Here is a 20,614-nt window from a genome sequence, read left to right as displayed (position 1 = left end):
CGGCGAATGTAAAGCGGCCGGGACACTGGTCCCGGCCGCGTATCGCCGCATCGATTTTCTTGGCCGCGCTGGCCGGGCTAACGGGTCAGGTTACCGGCGCCGGGTTGAACAGCACCAGCGAGTTGTGCAGCTTGTGGTGCTCGGCCCAGGTCTTCTTGCGCCCGCTCGCCACATCCAGCATCAACCGGAACAACTCCCAGCCCACATCCTCGATGGTGGCTTCGCCGGTGGCGATGCGGCCAGCGTTCACGTCCATCAGGTCGTGCCAGCGGCGTGCCAGATCGCTACGCGTTGCCACCTTGATCACCGGCACTTCGGCCAGGCCATACGGCGTGCCGCGGCCGGTGGTGAATACGTGCAGGTTCATGCCGGCGGCCAGTTGCAGGGTGCCGCAAATAAAGTCGCTGGCGGGCGTGGCCGCGTAGATCAGGCCCTTTTGCTTGAGCTTCTCGCCGGGGGAGAGCACGCCGGTGATGGCCGTGCTGCCCGACTTGACGATCGAGCCCATGGCCTTCTCGACGATATTGGACAGGCCGCCTTTCTTGTTGCCGGGCGTGGTGTTGGCGCTGCGGTCGACACGGCCCTTTTCCAGGTAGCGGTCGTACCAGTCCATCTCGCGGATCATGGCCTGCGCCACTTCCGGCGTGGCGGCACGCGCGGTGAGCTGGTCGATGCCATCGCGCACTTCAGTGACCTCCGAGAACATCACGGTGGCGCCCGCGCGCACCAGCAAGTCGGTGGCAAACCCCACGGCGGGATTGGCGGTCACACCCGAAAATGCATCGCTGCCGCCGCACTGCACACCCACCACCAGCTCCGAGGCCGGGCAGGTTTCGCGGCGGCGCTGGTCCAGCTTGGCCAGGTGCGTATGCGCCATTGCCATGATGGAATCGATCATGCTCTCGAAGCCGACGTGCTCGTCGTCCTGCAGGCACACCACGCCAACATCCAGGCCGCCGGGCAAGCTGCCGGCCGGCAGCAGGCGCTCCGGCTGCAGCTTCTCGCAACCCAGGCTCACCATCATGGCGGTGCCGCCGAAATTCGGGTTCAGCGCGATATTGCGCAGCGTTCGGATCGGCACGATCGCGTCCGGCGCATCGATGGCCACGCCGCAGCCGTAGGTGTGCTCCAGCCCCACCACGTCGTCCACATTGGGATACTGCGGCAGCAGCTCGGCCCGGATGCGCCGCACCGCGTGCTCCACCACGCCCGACACGCACTGCACGGTGGTAGTGATGGCGAGGATGTTGCGGGTGCCGACCGAGCCGTCCGGATTGCGAAAGCCCTCGAAGCTATAGCCTTCCAGCGGTGGCAGCGGTTCCGCCACGCGCGTGCCGACAGGCAGGTTGTCCAGCCCGGGCGCCACCGGCATCTCGATCACGCGCTCGTTGACCCAGCTGCCCTTGGGCAGGTCGCGCAGCGCGTAGCCGATCACCACGTTGTAGCGCACCACGGCATCGCCAGCCGCCAGGTCCACCAGCGCCACCTTGTGGCCCTGCGGCACCCGCTCGCGCAGCGTCAGCCCGCAGGGAAATACCGTGCCCTCGGGCAGGCCGCCATCGTTGGCGACGATTGCCACGTTATCCAGCGCGTGGATGCGGATGTACAGCGCAGTGCCCTGCACTTGCGCAGCCGGCCGCGAACCGCCTGGCTGTTCTACTTTGATATCGATCACCGACATGTCTTTTTTCCTTGCGAAACACTTGGCCGCTGCGCCGGGGCGGCACCTGCGCAGCAGGCACCACTCAATTCAGGGATTTCAGGGATGCTTGAGCTCGACGCGCTTGATTTCCTTGACGATCACCAGGTAGCTGATCACCGTCACCAGCGCGTTGGCGCCGACAAAGACCAGCGCGCCATTGAAAGAACCGGTGGTGCCAAGGATATATCCGATCACGATCGGCGTGACGATGCCCGCGATATTTCCGAACATGTTAAAGATGCTGCCGGCCAGGCCAATCACTTCCTTTGGTGCCGTATCCGCCACCACGGCCCAGCCCAGCGCGCCGATGCCCTTGCCGAAAAAGGCCAGTGCCATGAAGCCCACCACCAGCCACTCGCTATCCACGTAGTTGCAGGCAATCATGCTGACCGACAGCAGCATGCCGGCGACGATCGGCACCTTGCGGGCCACCGTCAGCGAATAGCCGCGGCGCAGGAACCCATCGGAAATCACGCCGCCCAGCACACCGCCCAGGAACCCGCAGATCGCCGGCAGCGATGCGACAAACCCCGCCTTCAGGATCGACATGCCACGGGCCTGCACCAGGTACACGGGAAACCACGTCAGGAAGAAGTACGTCAGCACGTTGATGCAGTACTGGCCCAGGTACACGCCCAGCAGCATCCGGTTGGAGAGCAGCTGGCGCACATAGAACCAGCGCGTGCCGGAGGCTTCCTTGTCCTTCTTGCCAGCGTCGCCGCTCATCTCGATCAGGCCGCCGCCCTGCTTGATGTAGTCGAGCTCGGCGCGATTCACGCCCGGATGGCTCGCCGGGCTGCGCACCACCTTGAGCCAGAGACCAGCCAGCACCATGCCCAGCGCGCCCATCCACAGATAGACGTGGTGCCAGCCCAGCGCGTGGGTCAGCCAGGCCATCAGGGGCGTAAACAGCACCGCGGCAAAATACTGCGCGGAATTGAAGATGGCCGAGGCCGTGCCGCGCTCGGCCGTGGGAAACCAGCTGGCCACAACCTTGGCATTGGCCGGGAACGCCGGCGACTCGGCCAGGCCCACGGCAAAACGCAGCACGAACAGCGTGGTCACGGCCGCGCCGACCGTGGCGAATCCGCCGATAAAGCCCTGCAGCAGGGTAAAGAGCGACCACAGGAAAATGCTGCAGGCATAGATGCGGCGCGCGCCAAAGCGGTCCAGCAACCAGCCACCCGGGATCTGCGCCATCACATAGGCCCAGCTGAAGGCCGAGAAGATAAACCCCATCTGCACGGCATCGAAGCCGAACTCCGAGCGCATCGCCGGGCCGGTGATGGAAAGCGTGGCGCGGTCGGCATAGTTCACCGTCGTCACCACGAAGATCATCAGCAGGATCCAGTAACGGACGTGGCTGCGACGGGCGGCCTCGCCGGCCACGCTGAGGGTATTGCTGAGATTCATGGTGTCTCCTGCACGAACCGGATTGGAGATGGGAGGCCGTCTTACGTCATACGGCTCTCGGCCATCTCGCCTATTTGGCCGGTTACGTGATATGTCATCGTATAACTTGAATTATAAGCACCGGGTTTCATCGGCAACATTGAGTGTTTACCCTAGCTCCAAGACAACTGCTCTGGGTAGGGTGCGTTAGCCGTTGCAGCGGCGCGGTTGGTCCGGGTGCTCCGACTGGAAGATGCCACGCCCCAAGCTTTCAGCCAGCCTTCAAGGCGAATTCATGAGATTCTGCCATACGCGTTCCATTCCGCGCCTGGACTGCTCCCCCTGCCCTGTCTCTTCATATTGACGGTCGCTGGCAAAGCCGAAGGCCGAAACCCTTTGCCAAAACAAAAGTACTTGCGTATTCAAATCTCTAGTTGTACGATGACGTATCTCGAAATTGCGCTGACGAAAGTCATGCACAAGAACCACTGAACCAACACCGCCCTTGCGGGTATCAGGACCAGCCATCATGACCACACCACAAGAACTCAAGCAGATCGTCTCGGAAGGCCTGCTTTCCTTCCCCGTGACCGACTTCGACGCGCAAGGCAACTTCCGCCCCGAGACCTATGTCGAGCGCCTGGAATGGCTGGCCCCCTACGGCGCCACCGCCCTGTTCGCCGCCGGTGGCACCGGTGAGTTCTTCTCGCTGACGCCGGACGACTACGCCAATGTCATCCGCACCGCAGTGGAAACCTGCGCAGGCAAGGTGCCCATCCTGGCCGGCGCCGGCGGCCCGACCCGCATGGCCATCGCCTACGCCAAGGAAGCCCAGCGCCTGGGCGCCAAGGGCATCCTGCTGCTGCCGCACTACCTGACCGAAGCCTGCCAGGACGGCATTGCCAACCATATCGAAGAAGTCTGCAAGTCGGTCCACATCGGTGTGATCGTGTACAACCGCGGCAATTCCCGCATCAACGCGGACATGCTTGAACGCCTGGCCGACCGCTGCCCCAACCTGATCGGCTTCAAGGACGGCGTGGGCGAGATCGAAGGCATGGTCCGCATCCGCCGCAAGCTGGGCGACCGCCTGTCCTACCTGGGCGGCCTGCCCACCGCGGAAGTCTATGCCGCGGCCTACAAGGCGCTGGGCGTGCCCGTGTATTCGTCGGCCGTGTTCAACTTCATCCCCAAGACGGCGATGGACTTCTACCGCGCGATTGCCGCCGACGACCACGCCACCACCAACCGCCTGATTGACGAGTTCTTCCTGCCGTACCTGGACATCCGCAACCGCCGCGCAGGCTACGCGGTGAGCATCGTCAAGGCCGGCGCCAAGCTGGTCGGGCATGACGCCGGCCCGGTCCGCGCGCCGCTGACGGATCTGGACGAGCAGGAACTGGCGATGCTAGATGCGCTGATCAAGAAGCTGGGGCCGCAGTAAACCAGACGGGCTTGCCCAGCCAACCGCCGCAGGCGCGGCTGGCGCAGGCTTGCGCTGCTCGCGCCAATGACGTCGCGCCAACGCCGCCAAACTATCACGCGGCGTCAACCTCCGCGCCCGCCTTATGCCCGCCCCAGTTCCCCGCCTGGCTCTCCAGCCGCGCGCGGATGAAGTCCATCAGCGTGCGGGTGGCCAGCGTGGGAAACCGATTCGGCGCGGTCAGCATGTAAATGCTGTCGCCCACGCCTTCGGGCTCGTACTCGGGCAGCACCTCCACCACTTCGCCACGCCCGATCTGCTGCCACACGGCATAGCGCGGCAGCAAGGCAACGCCGAGTCCTGTCATCATCGACTCGAACAGGAAGGGATAGTCGCCGGACTGGATGCGCGGGGCGACCCGCAGGATCAGCGGCGTGCCGGCCAGCTTCAGCTTGAGATCGAAGCGCCGACCCAGCGACGCTGGCGCGATCAGGTCGCAGTGGGCAAGATCCTCCGCGCGGCTGACCGGCCCGTGCTCCGCCAGGAATGCGGGCGATGCGCACAGGCACCAGCCTACCGCGCAAATCTTGCGCGCCACATGATCCTCCGGCGGCAGGGAGGTGATCTTCAACGCCACATCCACCTCGGCGGAGATCAGGTCGCCGATATAGTCATTGATCAGCACGCGCAGGGAGATGGCCGGGTATTGCCGGGCGAACTCCAGTAACACCTGCGCCAGGTACAAGTGCCCGAGCCCTGTGGGCAGGCGGATCCGCACATCGCCGCGCACGGTCTGGCCGAGACTGTCGATGGAAGTGCCCGCCGCTTGCAGCTCATCCAGCATGCGCACGCCGTGCGCATACAGCAGCCGCCCGGCCTCGGTCAACTCCACATGGCGGGTGGTGCGCCGCATCAGTTGCGCGCCCATATGCTGCTCCAGCGCCTTGAGCCGGCGCGAGACATTGGAGCGGGTCATGCCGCCGCGCGCGGCGGCGGCCGTGAGCGTTTTGGATTCCACCAGCGTGACGAACAGCCGGATCAGGTTCAGGTCGAAGCTTGGATTATTGTCAATCATGAGTCAACACGGGTGGCACAGGCCGGCGGATTGTCACGGCCAGGAGTACGCCCTAGCATAGGGCATCCGACGCGACATGACGACTCCCAGATCCCTGCCGATGGCCAAGACCGACCTGCAATCCGCGCTACCTTCGCATACCCCGCCTTCACCCGAAGCTGTCGACGAGCTGCCCTTCTCCGGCCTGCGCATCCTGGATATCAGCCAGGGCATCGCAGGCCCCTACTGCGCGCACATCCTCTGGCAGCAAGGCGCCGACGTCATCAAGGTCGATCCGCCTGCTGGCGACTGGGGCCGGCATGTTGGCGTGGTGCGTGGCGAGCACAGTGCGCTGTCCATCGCGTACAACGCCGGCAAGCGTGGCGTCTGCATCGATGCGGCCACCGACGCCGGCAAGGCGTTGTTGTTCGACCTCGCGCTGCGGGCGGATATCGTGGTGCAGAACTTCCGGCCGCAGGTCGCCGAGCGCCTTGGCGTTGGCTACGCCGCGCTGTCCGCGCGCAACCGGGCGCTGGTCTATGTGTCCATCAGCGGCTACGGCGCGGACGGTCCATATGCCGACCACCCGGCCTCGGACTCCGTGATGCAGGCCGACAGCGGCCTCATGCACACCAATCGCATGCCGGACGGCTCGCCGCGGCGCATCGGCATGCTGCTGGCTGACGCGGCCACCGGCCTGTACGCGGCGCAGGCCGCCGCCGCCGCCTTGTGCAGGCGCTTTCGCAGCGGCGTCGGCGCGCATGTCGAGCTAAGCTTGTTCGACGCCTGCGTGGCGCTGCAGGCCAACAATATCCTCGAATACGCCATCCAGGGCGCTGTGGCCGCCGGGCCGGTGAGCGCGCCGAATGGCGTCTTTGCCACCAGCGATGGCAGCCTCACCTTGCTGGCGCTCAACAACGCGCAATTCGGCAGGCTCTGCCGCGCGCTGGATCGCCCTGGCTGGGCGCAAGATGCGCGCTTTGCGGACAACGCCAGCCGCATGGCGCACGCGGCCTGGCTGCAGGACGCTGTGGCGGCGGTGCTTGCCGGCAAAAGCACGGCGCACTGGCTCGGCATCCTGCAGGCGCATGACATCCTTCATGCGCCGGTGCGCAACTACCAGCAAGTGCTCGACCACCCGCTAGCGGCACCGCAGGGGACCTTCCAGACGATCGAGCAGGCGGGGCTGGATGCCTTGCCGTTTGCCGGCATCCCCGCCAAGGGCATGCGGCGGGCGGCCACCGCCGCGCCGCGTGTCGGAGAACACACCGAAGCCGTGCTGCGTGAGTACGGTGTCACCCCGGACAAGCTCGCGCAATGGCTGGAGATGGGCGTGGTCAGGCAGGCCAGCCCTCTGGCGGGCAATGCCACCGCGGGAGCCAGGGCATGATGCGGGCCCTGCTCTGCGAGCATTTCGGCAAAGCGCAAGACGTTCGCCTTGCCAGCATCCCGCGCCCGGCATTGGCGGATCCGCACGCCGTCACGCTGGCCGTGGAGTACGCAAGCGTAAGCCACGCCACAGGCCTGATGGTGGCAGGCCGCTATCAGACCAAGCCGCCGCTGCCGTTCGTGCCCGGCACCGAGGCGGTCGGCCACGTGGTGGCTTGCGGCGCCGCTGTAACCCGCCTGCGCCCTGGCGACCGCGTGGCTGCCATTGCCGACTGGGGCTGCTTTGCCGAAGAAGTCACGCTGCCCGAATACACGGTCTACCCCATTCCCGATGCGCTCGACGCGCTGCAAGCCCTGCCGATCCCCCTCTCCTACGGCACCGCCTACTGCGGCCTGGTGTGGCGCTGCGCCGTGCAGCCCGGCGACACGGTGCTGGTGCTTGGCGCCGGCGCCGGCGTGGGCCTGGCCGCCGTGGAAATCGCCCACCAGTTGGGCGCGCAGGTGATTGCTTGCGCCAGCACCGAAGCGAAACGCGCTCAGGCCCTGCAGCGCGGCGCCCAACATGCGCTCGCGCCGGAAGACCTGGCCGCCGCCGTCAAGCGTGTGAGCGGGGGGCGCGGTGCCGATGTGGTGGTGGACCCGGTAGGCGGCGACCTGTTCGACCAGGCGCTGCGCGCGGCGGCCGCCAACGCGCGGATTCTCAGCATCGGCTTTGCCAGCGGCCGCATCCCGCAAGCGCCACTGAACCTGCTGCTGGTAAAGAACCTGACGCTGCATGGATTTTTCGTAGGCCGCTACATCGGCTGGACGCCCGCCAACGAGCGGGCACAGCATGCCCACGCATTGCAAGCCGTCATGAAGACACTGTGCGGCTGGGCTAGCGAAGGAAAGATCCGACCGACCGTGTCGAAGGTGTACCCGATGAACGGGCTGGCCGAGGCGCTGGACGCGCTGGAAGCCAGGCAGGTCATCGGCAAAGTCGCAATAAAAATCAAGGAGACTAACGCATGCCAAGCCGATTCAGGGTCCTGAACACGCAACACAGTACGCAGCACACCAAGCATCGCCGGTCCGCGTTGCGCCTTGCCCTGCTGGCAACGTTGGCAACCACCGCGCTTGCTGCCTTAGGCACGTCGCCGGCCCGTGCCGCCGACGATTTCCCGCAGCGCCCGATCCGCATGGTGCTGCCTTACCCGCCGGGCGGCCCCACGGACCTGCTGGCGCGCGTGGTCGCCGTCAAGATGGGCGACACGCTTGGCCAGACGGTGGTGATCGACAACAAGCCAGGCGCCAGCGGGATGATCGGCGCGGAAATGGTCGCCAAGGCTGCGCCCGATGGCTACACCATCCTGGCCAATGCCTCGCTGCATGTGATCAACCCGAGCATCTATCCAAAGATGCGCTACGACGCCTTCCGTGACTTTGTGCCTGTCACGCAACTGGCCGATGTGCCGCTGGTGCTGGTGGTCAACAACGATTCGCCGGTCAAGACCGTGCAGGACCTGATCGCCTATGCCAAGGCCAAGGGCGGCAGCATCAACTTCGGCTCGGCCGGCAACGCGTCGGCCCAGCAACTGGCGGGCGAATCGTTCAAGTTCGCCGCCAATGTCTCGATGCAGCACGTGCCGTACAAGGGCAGCTCGCCCGCGCTGACCGACCTGATGGGCGGCCAGATCCAGTTAATGTTCGATTCCATGCCATCGGCCATGCCGTTCATCAAGGCCGGCAAGCTGCGCGCCGTGGCCGTCACCACGCTCAAGCGCGCGCGTGCCCTGCCGGACGTGCCGACGGTGGCGGAGTCGGGCTTGCCCGGCTTCAATATCAGCACCTGGTACGGGTTGTGGGCGCCGCGCGGCACGCCAGCACCGATCGTGGAGAAACTCGCGGCCCACGCCGCGCAGGCACTGCGCCAGCCCGACGTGCAGCGCCAGTACGCCGACATGGGCGCCGAACCGGTGGGTTCCTCCCCCGCAGAGTTCGCGCGCTACACCGCGGCAGAGGGCAAGAAGTGGGCTGAGATCGTGCGCAAGTCGGGCGCCAAGGCGGATCAATAGCCATCGGTGGCCATCGGTGCGCTGCCGTGGCAAGCGGCAGCACCGATGGACAGATCCGCCCCCCCGGCGGGACAATGGCCACCCCGGTGCCCGCCCCCGCCCCATGAAAACCGTCCCGACCTACTCCCTCTATGGGGTCAACTCCAACGAGCCCCTGCTGGAACAGCTGCATTTCGAGTCGATCCCGGAGCGCAGCGGCGTCAACGACTGGGAAATCAAGCCACACCGCCACGAACGCTTCTTCCAGGTGCTCTACGTGCACCAGGGCGGCGGCCGCGCGCTGCTCGACGACCGCGAGTACCCCTTGGGCGCGCGCACGGTGGTAACGGTGCCGCCGCGTTGCGTGCATGGTTTTCGGTTTACGCCGGACGTGGATGGCATCGTCATTACCATGACCGACCACTACCTGCACACGCTGCTGGCTGGCGTGCCGGATGCGCTACCGTTGTTCGAGCGGCCCTACCATGACCCGTTCGGTGACCCGGCTGGCGGCGAGCGCGATGACGCCACCGTGCTTGCCGGGGCGCTGGAACTGTTCCGCGCGGAGATGAACGCAGTATCGCTGTGGCGCGGTGCTGCCTTGTCGGCGCTGCTGTCCTTGTTGCTGGTGGGCATTGCCCGGCGCGCTTGCGGCGCGGGTGCAACCGGGGCGCAGCCGGCGGGCAGGACCGCACGCCATTTTCAGCAGTTCCAGCAACTGGTAGAGGCACGTTTTCGGAACCACCAGGATCTGGCGGGCTATGCCGATACGCTCGGCATCTCGTCCACCCAGCTCAACCGGATCTGCCAGCAGCTTGCCAGCAGGAGCGCGCTGCAGCTGATCCATTCGCGCCTGATCGTGGAGGCGCAGCGCGACCTGCTCTATAGCGATCTCGACATCAAGCAGATCGCCTCGACCCTGGGTTTTGCGGACGCCGCGTATTTCGCGCGCTTCTTTGCGAAGCATGTTGGGCAGACGCCCAGCGCATTCCGGCAGCACGGGCGCGCCCGCCTGCCGGCGCCGCAAGCCGCGCGCTAGCGCAGTGCTTTACAACGAGAAACTGTCGGAACGCGCCAGCGGCCAGTACTTCTCGTACAACTGATAGCGGAAATTCCCGTTGATCAGGTCCCCCGGCGTGAGGAACTTGAGCAGCTCGGACATCAGCCGCACTTCGTTGGGCGAGATGCGCCGCACGATATGGTGCGGCTTGAGATCGCCCGGATGATTCAGGCCAGCGGCCTGCAGGATTTCCAGCAGCGCGTGCAGCGTCTGGCGGTGGAAGCTGGCTACGCGATCCGCCTTGTCAGGCACCACGATGGCGCGCTGGCGCACCGGATCCTGCGTGGCCACGCCCACGGGGCAGCGGTCGGTATGGCACTTCTGCGCCTGCACGCACCCGAGCGCAAACATGAAGCCGCGCGCCGAGTTGCACCAGTCGGCGCCGGTGGCCAGCGTGCGCGCCACGTCAAAGGCAGTGATGATCTTGCCACTCGCGCCAACGCGGATCTTGTCGCGCAGGTTCACGCCCACCAGCGTGTTGTGCACCAGCAGCAGCCCTTCCTGCAGCGGCACGCCGATATGGTCGACGAACTCCAGCGGTGCTGCTCCGGTGCCGCCTTCGGCGCCATCCACCACGATGAAGTCCGGCAGGATGCCGGATTCCAGCATGGCCTTGACGATGCCGAAGAACTCCCACGGGTGCCCGATGCAAAGCTTGAACCCGGTCGGCTTGCCGCCGGACAGCGTGCGCAGCCGGTCGACGAACTGCAGCAGGCCCAGCGGCGTGGAGAATTCGCTGTGCGTGGCGGGCGAGATGCAGTCCTCGCCCATGCCGATGCCGCGCGTGGCGGCAATCTCCGGCGTCACCTTGGCCGCCGGCAGCACGCCGCCGTGGCCCGGCTTGGCGCCTTGCGAGAGCTTGACCTCGATCATCTTGACCTGGGGCGAGCGCGCCTGCTCGGCGAACTTGTCGGGATCGAAGCCACCGTCCGCGCGGCGGCAGCCGAAATAACCGGAAGCCACCTCCCAGATCAGGTCGCCGCCTTCGGCGCGGTGGTAAGGGGAAATCGAGCCTTCACCAGTGTCGTGGATAAAGCCGCCAAGCTTTGCTCCCCGGTTGAGCGAGCGGATCGCATTGCCGGACAACGCGCCGAAGCTCATGGCCGAGACGTTGAAGATCGATAACGAGTAAGGCTGGGCGCGGCCCTCGCCCACGGTAATGCGAAAGTCAGCGGAAGGGATGCGGGTCGGCGCAAGCGAGTGGCTGATCCACTCGTGGCCAGCCAGGCGCACATCGATCTCGGTGCCGAAGGGCCGGCTGTCGACCTCGTTCTTGGCACGCTGGTAGACCAGGCTGCGCTGCTGGCGCGAGAACGGCATCTCGTTGGTGTCGTCCTCGATGAAATACTGGCGGATCTCCGGGCGGATGAACTCGAATAAGAAACGCAGGTGGCCCCAGATCGGATAGTTGCGCAGAATGGAGTGGCGCGACTGGCCGATGTCATGCAAGCCAACCAGCAGAAGCACAACGGGCACAGCCAGCCATGCGGGAGACAGCCGGTGACCGGCGGCAAGTGCCGCAAGAACCAGCAAAGCGAGCGCGGTCAGCCAGACCGCGCCGTAACGACGAGAAAGCATGGGGACTCCTAACTACTTTGGGCCGGCACCTGGCCGGCAACCCCGCGATTATCGCCGTTCCTTGTTACATCGGCTGATACCCGGTTGCAGCGCCCTGCCCGGCGCGCGCCTCCGGCTGCCGCTGCGGGGCTTCATCGGCCTGCACCGCGGCGACGATCTGCGCGAAGGCGGCATTGGATTCCGGCATTGGCAACAGCATCCACACGTGGAACATGCCCTCGTATTCGTAATAGCGCAGCGGCAAGCCCTGTTCCTGCGCAAGCGCGCGATAAGCGCGGCAGTCCGGCAACAGGACGTCGTGGGTGCCGATGAAAAGCGTGACCGGAGGCAAGCCGCGCAGGCTGCCGTAGATGGGGCTGACCTGTGCAAGCGTGACGGGATCGCCGCCGGCATAGACGCGCCCGCACTCGATGCCGCCGAGCTTCGACAACATCGGATCAAGTGGTTCGAGCACATCGATGGCCGGGTTGCTGCCAGTGGCGTCCAGGAACGGCGACAGCAAGACCAGGCGGCCAGGCAGCGCGCGTCCCGTATCCCGGGCCACTTGCGCCAGCGCGAGCGCCATGCCGCCGCCGGCGGAGTCGCCCATGACGGTCAGGCTGGCGGGTGGATTGCCGCGGACCAACTGGTCGTAGAGCGGCAGCAGTCCGGCAAAGACCTCACGATGGGTATGCTCGGGCGCCAGCGGATAGATCGGCACGGTCACCGTGGCGCCGAGCGCATCCACCAGCTTGCCGATGAAGTCCCAGTGCTGGCTGACGATATCGAAGACGTAGCCGCCGCCATGGAGATAGAGGATTTGCCTGCCGCTGTCGTTGCCCCGCGGGCGCACGGTGTAGACCTCGACGCCGGCCACAGGTTCCATGCTCACCGCATGGCGCGCCAGCAAGCGCGCCGTGGGATTCGCGCGGCCGATCTTGCGGCGGCGGCGAATTTCCTCGTGCAGCGCCTGCGCGCTGGAAAAACGCTGTTTGCGCCGGACCAGGCGCAAGGCAAGCCGCCACAGGCGGCACTGGATGCTAGGCATGACGATCTCCCGGAATGGTGCGCCGGCTTCATTGGCGGCCGGCTGAGGAACTACGGAAACGACCAAAACAGCGGGGAAAGCGGGAAAAGCTGGAGCTACGGGCACGGCTGCACATTCGCCGGATACAAAAAAGGAGCCGGCTAGCGGCTCCTTTTCAAGCTGGAAACAGGGCCCCTATCAGGCGGCAGCTGCGTCTTTCAGCTTCTTCAGCGGGCGTACCTTGACCTTGACGCTGGCCGGCTTGGCCGGGAACCAACGCTCTTCACCGGAGAACGGGTCCTTGCCGAAGCGCTTCTTCTTGGCCGGTACTTGCTGAGCCGTGACCTTCATCAGGCCGGGCAGCGTGAATTCGCCGGCGCCCTTCTTGTGCAGCGCGCTGACGATGGTGTTTTCCAGATGGGCCAGCACCGTCTTCACGGCCTTGGCGTCCAGCTGGGTCTGTGCTACCAGGTGAGCGACCAGGCTCGACTTGTTGAAGGTGTCCTTCAGCGGGCGCGGGGTCACCGCGGTAGCCGGAGCAGCCTTCTTGGCCGGCGCGGCCTTCTTGGCAGCAGCCTTTACGGGAGCGGCTTTGGTTGCCGGTGCCTTCTTGGCAGCGGTCTTGGTTGCAGTCTTCGCGGTCGGATTCGCTTTGGTCGCCATATCGATAAATATGAGTTGAACAGAATGATGTCGCACGGGATGTGGCATCCGATGTCGCTCGGCGCTTCGTCGATCGACTATCGGCGTGCGGCATCGACTGAATCATAGCGGAAACAACGCAACGTCAAGGGGTTTTCGTGTGTGCGAGTGTAAAAACCGGGGTTTTCCCCGGGGTTTTTTGAGGTTTTGTCTCGCGCGGCCTGCCGTTGTGTCGCGCGGACGCAGCAGTGGATGCGTCCACGGACTCTATATACAAGGGGTAAACGCGTGATTTTGTCTTTTTTGCCACGCCGGATGCCGCGCGCGCGCCGACGATTTCAGCCGCTTTCTTGCGCGCACGGCCCCCTCAGCCGCGCAGCTCTCGCCGCAGGATCTTGCCCGTGACCGTCTTCGGCAACTCGTCGATGATCTCCACCACGCGCGGGTATTTATAGGCTGCCATGCGCTCCTTGCACCAGGCCAGCAGCGCTTCCGGCGTGACGCTGGCCTGCGGTTTCAGGCTGACCACGGCCTTCACTGTCTCGCCGCGATAGGCGTCCGGGATGCCCACCACGGCCGCCTCGCGCACCGCGGGATGCGTATACAAGACGTCTTCCACCTCGCGCGGCCAGACCTTGTAGCCGGCGGCGACGATCATGTCCTTCTTGCGGTCGACGAGGTAGAACCAGCCTTGCGCGTCCATGAATCCAACATCGCCGGTGTGGAAATAGCCGCCCGCCATGGCCTTTGCCGTCTCTTCCGGCTTGTTCCAGTAGCCCGGCACGATCATCGGCCCGCGCGAAATGATCTCGCCGACCTCACCCACCGGCACTGGCGCGCCCGCATCGTCGCCGATGAAGGAGTCAACGTTGAAGGCGGGAACGCCGATCGCCAGCGTGCCGGAGGCCGGGTCCACCGGCGCCTCCCGGCCCAGCGGCACCACGTGGGTGGGCGAGTTGGTCTCGGTCAGGCCGTAGCCGTTGTGGATATAGTGCCCAAACTTGGCGCGGAACTGCTCCACCACGCTCGGCGGGATCGGTGCGCCGCCCGAGTAGATCTTGCGCAGCGTGGCGAAATGCGCGCGCGTCGCCTCGGGATGGTTCATCAGCGCGATGAAGACCGTGATCGAGCCAATGGTGAACTCGACCCGCCGGTCGCGGATGGCCTCCAGAACCACGCCCGGCTCGAAACGGCAGGCCAGCACCAGCGGCGCGGCGCAGATGAACGCCGCGGCCACGTGGCCCACCAGTCCGGTGATATGGAACAGCGGCGCCACGCCCAGTATCGGGCCGCCCTGCGCCAAGCCGATCCAGTCGCGGTACACCTGCGCATTGAAAGCAACATTGCCATGGGTGTTCATCGCGCCCTTGGGCACGCCGGTGGTGCCGGAGGTGTACACCAGCATCGCGATATCGTCTGCCGCGAGCTTGACCGGCGCTGGGCGCTGGCCCAGGTACTCTTGCACCAGCGCCAGCAGATCGGGCACGCCCTCGGCGGGCTGGCGCCGAGTCGCGGCAAACAGGCGCGGATCGGCGCGCGTCTGGAAGTCCAGCTCGGACGTGGTGATCACCGCAGGCAGCGCAAGGGGCGCGGCAGCGTCGCCCTGGCCGCGCCGCTCGGCGTCGAACAGCCCGCTCACCACATCGGCATAGAGCGATTCGTGGCAGATCAGGACTTTCGCGCCGGAGTCGGCCAGCACCAGGCGCAGTTCGCGTGCGCGGTTCATCGGGTTGACCGGCACCGCGATGGCGCCGAGCTTCCACGCGGCAACCAGCCCGATGACGAACTGCGGCACGTTCTGCAGGTACAGCGCAACCCGCTCGCCGCGCGTGCAGCCGCGCGATGATAGCGCTACCGCCAGCGCGTCTGAGAGCGCATCCACCTCGGCATAGCTGAGCGTGGCGTCAAAGTAGTGGATTGCCGGACTGGCCGGCGCGCGGTCCGCGGCGGCCCGGAAAATGGACAATGCGTCGGTAAATTGCGGGGTGATGGTGTGCGGCTGGCCGGCGTTGTAGCTGGAGAGCCAGGGCTTCTCTTCATAGGGCGTCATGAGGCACCTCGATAGGCACGGCGGGTAGTGTCAAGCATAGCGCTTGGTCGAAACGAAGCTGGCGCCGCACAGTGCAAGAGGCCATTGAGGCTTCTCCACCGGACGGCGCCGAGGTCAGGCTTTTTGCCTGGCTTACTTGATGACCACCGGGTTGACCGGTGCGCCGCTGCCGTTCACTACCTTGAGCGGTGCTGCCGTATACAGGAAGGTCCACTGCTGGTCGTCCGCGCAGTCCGCGGCGAGCGGGTCCAGCTGGGCGATCTCGGTCAGGGCGACGCCCAGGTTGCGCATCAGCGCATTGTGCAGCGGCAAGGCAACGCCCGAGACCGGGTCCACCGTCACCTCGTTGGCAATCGTGTCGGTGACGAGATTGGGGATCTCCATGCGATGGAACCACTCGACCAGTTCCGGGCTGTAGGTCAGGCCCGGCTCGACGAACTCACGATAAAACTCAGCCTGGTCGCGCTTGTAGAAGGAGCCGATCCAGCCGGTGCGGATCACCAGGATGTCGTGCTTCTCGATGCGCACGCCCTGCATCTCGGCGGCGGCGAGCAAGTCAAGATGGGTGAAAGTCTCGCCCGGGGCGAGCACGTCCTTGCCGCGGTGGCGCGCCATGTCGATCAGCACGCCACGCCCGACCACGCCGCGCTCCGCGATTGGCAGGATGCTGGCTTTTTCCAGGCCGCCGATGGTGGATTTGGCATCATAGCCGTTCCATAGCTGATCGCCGTACCAGACATGGCCGAGCGCGTCGTACTGGGTCGAGCCCTGCAGGTACATGATCATCATGTCGTCGGCGTACTCGGCCTCGCCGGGGAACTTCGGGCCCTTGCCGCAGAGATAATGGCCCTTGTCCATCACGTTGAGGCGGCGCGCCTGCGAACGCCCGGGCCAGACCGGGTCGCCGGCGGGGTTTCCCATCTGGATCTGCAGGGTGAAGGTCTTGCCGGAGCGCACGGAAGCCACGCCGCGCAGCGCCTCCGCCCGGGTGAGATAGTTCAGCGACCCGACCTCGTCATCCGGCCCCCATTTGCCCCAGTTCTTCGGTGCATCGCGCAACAACTCGGCTACCAGCGGGACGTTCTTCGATTCCATGCCATGTCTCCTTTTTGGATTGACCCTGAGGGATCGCACTGTGCCGGTCATGTCCGTGGCGCATGGTTGACCATGCGCACGGAACATAAATAAGAACGGTCGTGCGTTTTGTTGTGGATCGAGTGTAGGACCAGCCGCAGGCGCATGTCCAGGCATGGAAAACCCGCCGAGGGTTTCAGGGGCCAGCTTCAATCGTCCAGCCCGAAGGCCAGCAGCGGCCCGAGCACGAGTGCCCCGAGCACGATCATGGACAGGCCGCTGTCCATGTGCTTCCATTCATGCAGCACGGCCCGCGCGTCGACCTGCGCCCAGAACAGGGACACAACGCCCAACAGGACGACGATCACCGCCGCGGCCAGCGCGATCCCGTCGCGCGTGGCGCGGCGGTGGATTTCGGAAGGGCTATCATTCGAGATGCGCACGCCTTGCATGGCCAGACTCCTGGAAAACTGTGACGATGACGATCAATGCAATGGCGCCCATTGTCGTGATCCCTGCCTGAACCCATGCTGAGCGCGCCATTCAGCTTGCGTTCAGGCAAGGCACGGCAGACTGCTTCGCTCCATCAAGGCTTGCTCACAACCGTATTGCCCCGCTCGCTCACGCCATTGCCTTCGTTCCGCACCGCATCCCTGCCTCGCGCTCTGCTGCCGCTGCTAGCCGCCTTGCCGCTGCTGCTGGCGGCCCCGGCGCCCGCCCATGCCGACAAGGACGCCGACCGCGCCCGCGCCGCCGTCCAGTCGGGCGAGATCCTGCCGCTCACGCGCATCCTGGAGGCGGTGTCGGCGCAGTACACGGGCGACGTGATCGGCGTCAAGCTCGACCGCGACGATGGCGTCTGGCAGTACGAAGTCAAGCTGCTGCTGGCAAGCGGCTCGGTGGCCAAGCTCGAGTACGACGCCAGGACCGCCACCCTGCTCAAAGCCAAGGGGCGCGATCTTGAGCAAGCCCGCAAGAAACCCTGATCCCCCATGCGCATCCTCCTGGTAGAAGACGAGGCCGTGCTGGCCGCCCAGATCCACGCCAGCCTGGTCAGCGCGGGGTACGCGGTCGATACCGCCGCGCACGGCATCGATGCCTGGCACCTGGGCGCCGAAGAGCCCTACGATGCCGTGGTGCTCGACCTTGGCCTGCCCGGGCTCGACGGGCTCTCCGTGCTGCGCCGCTGGCGCGCGGCGCAGGTGAACCTGCCGGTGCTGATCCTGACCGCGCGCGACAGCTGGACCGACAAGGTGGAAGGCATCGATGCCGGGGCCGACGACTATCTCGCCAAGCCCTTTCGCATGGAGGAGTTGCTGGCCCGCATCCGCGCGCTGATCCGCCGCGCCCATGGCATGTCCGCGCCCGAGCTGGCCTGCGGCCCGGTGCGCCTGAACGCGCGCACGGGCGTGGCGACCGTCGACGGCGCCGCGGTGGTGCTGACCGCCCATGAGTTCAAGGTGCTGGATTACCTGATGCACCACCCGGGCGCGATCATCAGCAAGGCCGTGCTGACCGAGCACATCTATGCGCAGGATTTCGAGCGCGACAGCAACACCATCGAAGTCTTCATCGGCCGGCTGCGGCGCAAACTCGGTGTGGACGTCATCGAGACCGTGCGCGGACAGGGCTACCGCCTGCGCCCTCCGGCGTCTGCCGAAGCCCCCGCAATCTCTACAAACGCCGCCAACTGACCCATGCGCCAGTCATTAGCCATCCGCCTGCTCGCGGTCGCGGCCATCTGGCTGGCCGCCGCGCTCGGCGGCACCGGCTGGCTGCTCTCCACGCTGTTCGCGCGCCACGTCAACGACACCTACGTGCGCCAGCTCGACAATCAGCTCACCAGCCTCGCCGCCGCCCTGGACTGGAGCGCTGACGGCAAGCTCGCCCTGACCCGCGCCCCGGCCGACCCGCGCTTTGAACTACCCTACTCCGGCGCCTACTGGCAGGCGCAGGCACCGGGCGCCACGCTGCGTTCACGCTCGCTCTGGGATGCCGAGATGCCCGCCACGGTGGGCAACAAGGTAGCGGGCAGCCATGCCGAGATCCGGCCCGGGCCCAACGGGCAATCGCTGCTGGTGGTGTCGCGCCCCATCGTGCTGGCGTCGGCCGATACGCCGGTGATGCTGTCGGTGGCGCTGGATCGCACCGAACTGCGCGCGGCGCGCCAGGCCTTCAACCGGCTGCTGGGCTGGTCGCTCACGGCGCTGGGCGCGGGCCTGCTGCTGGCGGTGGCGGCCCAGGTAAAGTTTGGCCTCGCGCCGCTGGCGCGGCTGCGCCAGGCGCTCGCCACCCTGCAGGCACGCCGCGAGAGCCGCCTGGGAGGCACGTGGCCGTCCGAGGTGGTGCCGCTGGTTACCGAGATCAATACCTTGCTGGCGCGCAACGCCAATGCGCTGGAGCGCTCGCGGCGCCAGGCGGCCGACCTTGCGCACGCCGTCAAGACGCCCCTGGCCATCCTCGCCAACGAAGCCGAGCGCCTGCCCGGCGAGGCGGCCCGCGCCGCCGCCAGCCAGGTCGAGGCCATGCGCCGGCAGGTGGACCGCCACCTGGCGCGCGCACGGGCGGCAGGGGCTGCGAGCACGCGCGGGGCGCGCATCGACGCCGGCCCAGCGGCAGGCGAGCTGGCGCGCGCGCTGACCCGCCTGCACAGCGGCCGCGAGATCGATATCCAGGTGGATGGCGACGGGCACTTCGCCGGCGACCGCCAGGACCTGATCGAGATCCTCGGCAACCTGCTCGACAACGCCTGCCAGTGGGCGCGCTCGCGCGTTCGCGTCAAGCTCGTGGAGCGCGGCGGCATGCTTGAGGTCACGGTCGAAGACGACGGGCCGGGCATGCAGGCCGAGGCCCGCGAACTGGCCACAGCACGCTATGGGCGGCTGGATGAGTCCGCTGCGGGCAGCGGACTGGGCCTGGCCATCGTCAGCGAGATGGCGGCCCTTTATGAGGGTGGGCTGGAGCTAGGCAACAGCGAACTGGGCGGATTGCTGGCTCGCCTGCGCCTGCCGGCTGGCCAGCCGTAAACCAAAAAAAGGCCGGACGGGCCGGCCCCTTCTCTTTCTCCTGCTACCGCATTGCCCGCGTTAGCAGGCCGCCGTCATCTTGAAGATGCCTTGCGCATTGCCGGCATCGAACGACAGATCCAACGTGCCGCCAGCTGCCTGCGTCGCGGGCACGAAATCGCGCGTGATGAACTCGTAGAACGAGCCCGGCACGCTGCGCTTGACCACGACGCCGTCGGCGCCGACAAACCCGCGCTCCACCGGATCGGCTTTGAATGCCGTCTGCAGGACCCGCCCGGAGCGCGACACTTCCACCGAATCCTTGATCGGGCGGCCCAGGCTGCGCTGTGCGTCCGCCACGGCACGCACATCCGCCACGCGGTCGGTGGCGTGGTTGAAGGCATTGCCCTCGGTGGAAATCCAGGCCATCTCGGCCGATTCCTTCAGCAGCAATTCATAGTCGGCCAGCGCCGGCTCGGCATGTTGGCGGGCGAAGCAGGCTGCCAGTTGCGGCACCAGGCGCGCCGCCTCGGCCATCGGCAGGCTCGCATCGCGCTCCAGCAGGGCCAGTTGCGCGACGGCTTCGTCGCCGAGCGGATCGACGGACTTGGACACCACGCGCGACACGGCGGACTGGAAATCGGCACTGAAACGCTCGGGATGCAACTCGCTCAGGAAGTACTGGGCGATGTCGTCAGGCAGGTCGGCATGCGCATAGGAGCGGCCGGTCATGCCGATGCGCTCGAGCGGATAGGTGCCGTTGAGGCGGTAGCCCAGCGGGCCCAGGATACGGGTGAAAGCGATCTCGCCCGAGGGCAGGCTGCCGCAATCCCACTTCACCGTGCGCAACGCGCCGTGGTCGAACACCACTTGCCCGCCAGCCTGGATCACGTCGCGGGTATAGGCCATGCCGGTCGGCACGCGCTCGAGAATGCCGGCGAACAGCACCATATTGAGCGCCTGCGCCACTTCGGCACGGCTGGCCTGTTCGCTGGTAGAAGACAGCAGTTGCGGGGAAACATTCATCAATTGCAGCAACTCGGCTGCCTGGGTTTCGCCACAAACAGTCTCGAGGAGGCGTTGCAGATTCGGCTTCGTCATGGTCAATGCGCTGAAATGTGTTTGTTTTCGGGGGATGGCGGGGGCCGACGGCCTCCGGATGGGGCTTATTGTGCGACTGCGGCAGAGTTCGTACAATTGATAACT

19 protein-coding genes are annotated in these 20,614 nt (G+C 66.1%); 8 read left to right on the top strand and 11 right to left on the bottom strand.

Annotated elements, in window-relative coordinates; genetic code table 11:
* Positions 1–85: 85 nt before the first annotated feature.
* The 3 genes from garD to AC1RQK_RS01860 all read right to left on the bottom strand — a co-directional run bounded on the left by garD (position 86) and on the right by AC1RQK_RS01860 (position 3,625).
* On the bottom strand, positions 86–1,681 hold the full coding sequence (gene garD, locus AC1RQK_RS01870; RefSeq protein ID WP_492374261.1) for a galactarate dehydratase: 1,596 nt from the start codon (positions 1,679–1,681) through the stop codon (positions 86–88).
* Between the two features lie 78 nt (positions 1,682–1,759).
* Positions 1,760–3,115 (bottom strand): MFS transporter, encoded by a 1,356-nt coding sequence (locus AC1RQK_RS01865; protein ID WP_492807338.1) that lies wholly within the window; start codon positions 3,113–3,115, stop codon positions 1,760–1,762.
* A 261-nt stretch (positions 3,116–3,376) separates the two neighbouring features.
* A complete protein-coding gene (locus tag AC1RQK_RS01860; protein ID WP_492807336.1) occupies positions 3,377–3,625 on the bottom strand; it encodes a hypothetical protein in 249 nt (82 codons plus the stop codon).
* On the opposite strand from AC1RQK_RS01860, the gene kdgD reads away from it, so the two are divergent.
* Positions 3,624–4,538 carry a 5-dehydro-4-deoxyglucarate dehydratase gene (gene kdgD / locus AC1RQK_RS01855; protein ID WP_006160033.1) on the top strand — a complete coding sequence of 305 codons (915 nt, stop codon included), beginning with the start codon at positions 3,624–3,626 and terminating at the stop codon, positions 4,536–4,538. The genes AC1RQK_RS01860 and kdgD overlap by 2 nt on opposite strands.
* A 94-nt stretch (positions 4,539–4,632) precedes the next feature.
* Here kdgD and AC1RQK_RS01850 read toward each other — a convergent pair whose 3' ends face one another.
* Positions 4,633–5,592: a LysR family transcriptional regulator gene (locus AC1RQK_RS01850; protein WP_492807334.1), complete on the bottom strand. Its 960-nt coding sequence runs from the start codon at positions 5,590–5,592 to the stop codon at positions 4,633–4,635.
* Between the two features lie 100 nt (positions 5,593–5,692).
* Here AC1RQK_RS01850 and AC1RQK_RS01845 point away from each other — a divergent pair, with 100 nt between their 5' ends.
* From AC1RQK_RS01845 to AC1RQK_RS01830, 4 genes are all read left to right on the top strand, one after another.
* Positions 5,693–6,961 (top strand): CaiB/BaiF CoA transferase family protein, encoded by a 1,269-nt coding sequence (locus tag AC1RQK_RS01845; protein WP_492807490.1) that lies wholly within the window; start codon positions 5,693–5,695, stop codon positions 6,959–6,961.
* Entirely contained in the window at positions 6,961–7,992 is a 1,032-nt protein-coding gene (locus AC1RQK_RS01840; RefSeq protein WP_492374267.1) for an NADPH:quinone oxidoreductase family protein, read from the top strand. The genes AC1RQK_RS01845 and AC1RQK_RS01840 overlap by 1 nt, the downstream gene beginning before the upstream one ends.
* Positions 7,968–9,014: a tripartite tricarboxylate transporter substrate binding protein gene (locus AC1RQK_RS01835; RefSeq protein ID WP_477132411.1), complete on the top strand. Its 1,047-nt coding sequence runs from the start codon at positions 7,968–7,970 to the stop codon at positions 9,012–9,014. Before AC1RQK_RS01840 ends, AC1RQK_RS01835 begins: the two co-directional genes overlap by 25 nt.
* Positions 9,015–9,117: 103 nt before the next feature.
* Positions 9,118–10,032, top strand: a complete 915-nt coding sequence (locus AC1RQK_RS01830) for a helix-turn-helix domain-containing protein (RefSeq protein ID WP_492807331.1) — start codon at positions 9,118–9,120, stop codon at positions 10,030–10,032.
* A 9-nt stretch (positions 10,033–10,041) separates the two neighbouring features.
* On the opposite strand, the gene AC1RQK_RS01825 is transcribed toward AC1RQK_RS01830, so the two are convergent.
* The 6 genes from AC1RQK_RS01825 to AC1RQK_RS01800 all read right to left on the bottom strand — a co-directional run bounded on the left by AC1RQK_RS01825 (position 10,042) and on the right by AC1RQK_RS01800 (position 16,855).
* Positions 10,042–11,631 carry an FMN-binding glutamate synthase family protein gene (locus tag AC1RQK_RS01825; RefSeq protein ID WP_492807329.1) on the bottom strand — a complete coding sequence of 530 codons (1,590 nt, stop codon included), beginning with the start codon at positions 11,629–11,631 and terminating at the stop codon, positions 10,042–10,044.
* A gap of 64 nt (positions 11,632–11,695) precedes the next feature.
* Positions 11,696–12,658: an alpha/beta hydrolase fold domain-containing protein gene (locus tag AC1RQK_RS01820; protein ID WP_492370813.1), complete on the bottom strand. Its 963-nt coding sequence runs from the start codon at positions 12,656–12,658 to the stop codon at positions 11,696–11,698.
* Between the two features lie 177 nt (positions 12,659–12,835).
* Entirely contained in the window at positions 12,836–13,300 is a 465-nt protein-coding gene (locus tag AC1RQK_RS01815) for an HU family DNA-binding protein (protein ID WP_492370814.1), read from the bottom strand.
* Between the two features lie 346 nt (positions 13,301–13,646).
* Complete coding sequence (locus AC1RQK_RS01810) at positions 13,647–15,329, bottom strand: class I adenylate-forming enzyme family protein (protein ID WP_416052525.1); 1,683 nt, start codon at positions 15,327–15,329, stop codon at positions 13,647–13,649.
* 132 nt (positions 15,330–15,461) lie between these two features.
* The gene (locus AC1RQK_RS01805; RefSeq protein ID WP_492370815.1) at positions 15,462–16,424 is read right to left on the bottom strand and encodes a cyclase family protein; all 963 of its coding nucleotides are present in this window, start codon (positions 16,422–16,424) and stop codon (positions 15,462–15,464) included.
* A gap of 188 nt (positions 16,425–16,612) precedes the next feature.
* Positions 16,613–16,855, bottom strand: coding sequence for a hypothetical protein (locus tag AC1RQK_RS01800; protein WP_416052523.1), 243 nt, complete (start codon positions 16,853–16,855; stop codon positions 16,613–16,615).
* Positions 16,856–17,056: 201 nt separating this feature from the next.
* Here AC1RQK_RS01800 and AC1RQK_RS01795 point away from each other — a divergent pair, with 201 nt between their 5' ends.
* Genes AC1RQK_RS01795 through AC1RQK_RS01785 form a run of 3 tightly spaced genes read left to right on the top strand, consistent with a single transcriptional unit; the run spans position 17,057 to position 19,429 of the window.
* Positions 17,057–17,389: a PepSY domain-containing protein gene (locus AC1RQK_RS01795; protein WP_416053255.1), complete on the top strand. Its 333-nt coding sequence runs from the start codon at positions 17,057–17,059 to the stop codon at positions 17,387–17,389.
* Positions 17,390–17,395: 6 nt separating this feature from the next.
* The gene (locus AC1RQK_RS01790) at positions 17,396–18,097 is read left to right on the top strand and encodes a response regulator (RefSeq protein ID WP_492807327.1); all 702 of its coding nucleotides are present in this window, start codon (positions 17,396–17,398) and stop codon (positions 18,095–18,097) included.
* A gap of 3 nt (positions 18,098–18,100) precedes the next feature.
* A complete protein-coding gene (locus AC1RQK_RS01785; protein ID WP_492807326.1) occupies positions 18,101–19,429 on the top strand; it encodes a sensor histidine kinase in 1,329 nt (442 codons plus the stop codon).
* Positions 19,430–19,489: 60 nt separating this feature from the next.
* On the opposite strand, the gene AC1RQK_RS01780 is transcribed toward AC1RQK_RS01785, so the two are convergent.
* Complete coding sequence (locus tag AC1RQK_RS01780; protein WP_492807324.1) at positions 19,490–20,509, bottom strand: DUF1338 domain-containing protein; 1,020 nt, start codon at positions 20,507–20,509, stop codon at positions 19,490–19,492.
* Positions 20,510–20,614 lie beyond the last annotated feature (105 nt).

This window comes from Cupriavidus sp. GW822-FHT02D05 (assembly GCF_058802485.1).
The sequence above is the reverse complement of the archived record's forward strand: the minus strand, read 5'-3'. Positions and strand labels throughout refer to the sequence as shown.